At 42.9% G+C, this 3,117-nt stretch carries 3 protein-coding genes and 1 pseudogene; 3 read left to right on the top strand and 1 reads right to left on the bottom strand.

Features of this window, described 5'->3' with window-relative positions; all coding sequences use genetic code 11:
• Both ACEQ1T_RS06120 and ACEQ1T_RS06115 read left to right on the top strand, forming a co-directional pair.
• Nucleotides 1–196 (top strand): annotated as a pseudogene (locus ACEQ1T_RS06120) (hypothetical protein); the annotation flags it as partial.
• Nucleotides 197–539: 343 nt separating this feature from the next.
• A complete protein-coding gene (locus ACEQ1T_RS06115; protein WP_370222096.1) occupies nucleotides 540–1,196 on the top strand; it encodes a TrkA family potassium uptake protein in 657 nt (218 codons plus the stop codon).
• A gap of 142 nt (nucleotides 1,197–1,338) precedes the next feature.
• Here ACEQ1T_RS06115 and ACEQ1T_RS06110 read toward each other — a convergent pair whose 3' ends face one another.
• On the bottom strand, nucleotides 1,339–1,563 hold the full coding sequence (locus tag ACEQ1T_RS06110) for a hypothetical protein (protein ID WP_370222095.1): 225 nt from the start codon (nucleotides 1,561–1,563) through the stop codon (nucleotides 1,339–1,341).
• Nucleotides 1,564–1,784: 221 nt separating this feature from the next.
• Between ACEQ1T_RS06110 and ACEQ1T_RS06105 the strand changes: the two genes are divergently transcribed.
• Complete coding sequence (locus tag ACEQ1T_RS06105) at nucleotides 1,785–2,855, top strand: YcxB family protein (protein WP_370222093.1); 1,071 nt, start codon at nucleotides 1,785–1,787, stop codon at nucleotides 2,853–2,855.
• Nucleotides 2,856–3,117: the final 262 nt, after the last annotated feature.

Genomic DNA, 3,117 nt, shown 5'->3' with positions numbered 1-3,117 from the left:
ATACTATCTATTATTATGGAAAGTCAGCTATCGGAAATTTAATGACCAAGCGGTTTGCGAGCGCGTCCTGACAGAAGTTTTCCAGCAATTATGGAAATATCCGCAACAGTTTAGCGGCAGCAAACGGTTGATGTTTTATTTGATTGAATGCTTGAACGACAAAATAGCCAGTATGCAAGGAGACCTGCAAGGCTAATGGCAGAATGAAAAAAGTTTGGCTAAATGGCCATTAAAACGGAGATGTAGCTGAAAGTGAAGGGCATTTAGTAAGCCTGAACGTTTTTGCATGAATAACATATTGGCCGCGGTCCGAAAACGCTGTTTCCCCTCGTCTTGAGCAAAGGGAAAGGGTGTTTTTTTTATGGCTGCTGAGGGGCAGAGCGAGGAAACTACTTATTTGTTAATATTGACAATACAACTCAACAGATGTAGATTTTAGTCAATTGAACATAACCATGGAGAAGCTATCCGAAGGGCCGCAATCGGCACTGGCAGGCGGCGTCGTTTTGGCCAGGTTGTGATGGAAATGAGGAACTAACGTGAAGAAACAATTTATCGTAATCGGCCTTGGCAGGTTTGGCAGCAGTATCTGCAAAGAGCTGTTCAAGCTGGGCCACGATGTCTTGGCCATCGATTCTTCCCCGGAACGAGTGGACATGATGCGCAACTTCTCCTCGCATGCAGCCGTAGCGAATGCGACAGATGAAGCAAGCATGAGGGACCTTGGCGTCCGGAATTTTGAACATGCGGTCGTAGCGATCGGCGAGAATTTGCAGACGAGCGTCTTATGCACCTTGATGCTCAAGGAAATCGGCATTCCGCTCGTCTGGGTCAAAGCGAAAGACCTGCAGCACCAAATGATTCTCGAAAAAGTCGGCGCGGACCGCGTCATCCAGCCGGAAAAAGAAATGGGCATCCGCATCGCCCATCATATGGATTCGGAAAAAGTCGTGGACTATATCGATCTATCGGAAGATTACAGCATTGTGGAATTGGTAGCCTCTGAAAAACTGATGGACCAAAGTTTGCTGGAGTTGAATATCCGGGCAAAATACCAATGCACGATCTTGGCCATCAAACGGGGAGACGAAGTGAACGTCGCACCGATGCCGGATGACCAGGTGAAGCTGGATGATGTGCTCGTCGCCATGGGGCATCGCAATGATTTGAAGCGTTTTGAGGCAAAAGGGATTTAGTGAACATATGCATCTCTTTTTTGCATGGGGCATGACTGTGCTTTAATAGATCAATAGAAAGAAAATCGGCCACTCTAATTGTTTATAGAGTGGCCGATTTTTTTATTTGCGCCGGACCGGGTGGGCTGAGTTTGGTACGGCATTATCGCCGCCGCCCAGATTCCGCAATATTGCGGATGGTGCTCATGTTTAGCATCCAAATAATACTTGAAATTACATAGTAAATGGCAATGACTGCAAGGTTATCCATCACGTTTGTGGCGATTGGTTTGGTACTAATAAAATGTCCCCAAAGCAAGCCTACTGTCAATAAAATTCCCGGTGTCATTATGTGAACTGTCAGGTACATCAATCGATCGAGCTTCATTAGCTTCACCTTCCTTGCAAAAACTACGGTAGGCGGAGTTTTTCATTTCTCCTGAATGACTGTAAATGGGCCAGTGTTCCAAGTGCTTAGCCTAAGAAATAAACGCCTGTTAAAGAACTATATCAAAATTTTCGAAAGATAGTAACCAAATTTGGATATAAATGGAGAGTTATTCGTGGGATATGGTATTATAGCTGAACGATGATTAAAGGGGGATACCCATGCAATCCAATAACGAGCTTATTATTCGTGGTACTTTAAAGTTGAATGAATTTCAGAAACACCAATTTTACCACTTGAGAAAATTTTACCTTCTCTACTTTTGGTTTATCGTGTTTTTGTCATCGTTTGCGCTGACTTTCTTTGATCCAAGTGAATGGTTGATAAACTTATTTATTTCGCTAGGATCGTCTGCTTTAGCGATAGGATTGCTTATTATCCTGTTTCGTCTTCGCTCAAAACGGGAGTATGTAAGCGATAATCTCCTTCAAAAAGAATTCCAATTCCAGCTAACGGAGGATGGGATTTTACAAACTACGGAACATACGAGTGCCCTTTTCGAATGGGAGACTATTCACTCTGCACATAAAAATAAAAAAATGTACCGCTTATACGTTTCTAAAAACAAGGCAATGGTGATCCCCGAACGCTTTTTTGCTTCAAAAGAAGATAGGGAGAGATTTGAAAAATTGATTTCTTCCCATATTCCTATTTCGTCAAATAAGTTTTCCGGCACATCTGTAACCCGCAGGCTTGTATTGATGTTTTTAGGAACGGGAGTTGTTGTGAGCGGGCTGGTTTTTGCAGAATCACTCCTGCTTTCAGAGCTGATGGCGCCTCCTGAAGCAAATACAAGTTCGAGCTGGCCGATAACTACGACATTTTTGCATGAGGAAATTCAAAAAACCGGAAAAACAGTGGATGCAGAGAGGGCACAAGATACAAAGGTGTCCAATCAAAACAGCAAGGAACTCGGAAGCTTTATCTTTGCTTCCAGAGAATCTCCAGACAAAGCCCATATGATTGAATTAAGGGAAGTGGTCTTAGGGAGTGAACAGCGTGAGCCCGATTTAGATGATGAACGGAATGATGTAGTGGTCCGAATATATTACGGGGAGAATGGTGGGGTTTTGGAAGATTTCGTCCAATACGATCCTAAGGGGATGTTTATTTCAGAGGATTTTGAAGTGAACTGGATAAGCAGCAATCAAGCAACTGTAAATATCTTCGAAGAAAATATGGATGGTGAAAAAGTATTAGAGGAGAGTTTCGAAATTAAGATAGAAGATTAACTAAGTGTCATTTAGTTAGTACCGATAAAGGAAGCTGGCAAAAAAGATTAGACTAAACGAGAAATCAGCAAACACTTTTAGGTACGGGTTATTTCCCGGGAAATGTCTGAACTGGATGAATATAGCCTTCAATATCTGTTAAATGGGGAAATGAGTGTAAGGTTTATACAAAAGGAGGCATTAGGGTGGCAAAATCAAAAAGAATTGCATTGATCACAGGCGTCAGCGACGATGCAGGAATCGGAGCGGCAGTCTGCCGGAA

It is taken from the genome of Cytobacillus sp. (genome assembly GCF_964223445.1).
Taxonomy (GTDB): domain Bacteria; phylum Bacillota; class Bacilli; order Bacillales; family Cytobacillaceae; genus Cytobacillus.
This window is presented reverse-complemented; position numbering and strand designations above follow the sequence as displayed.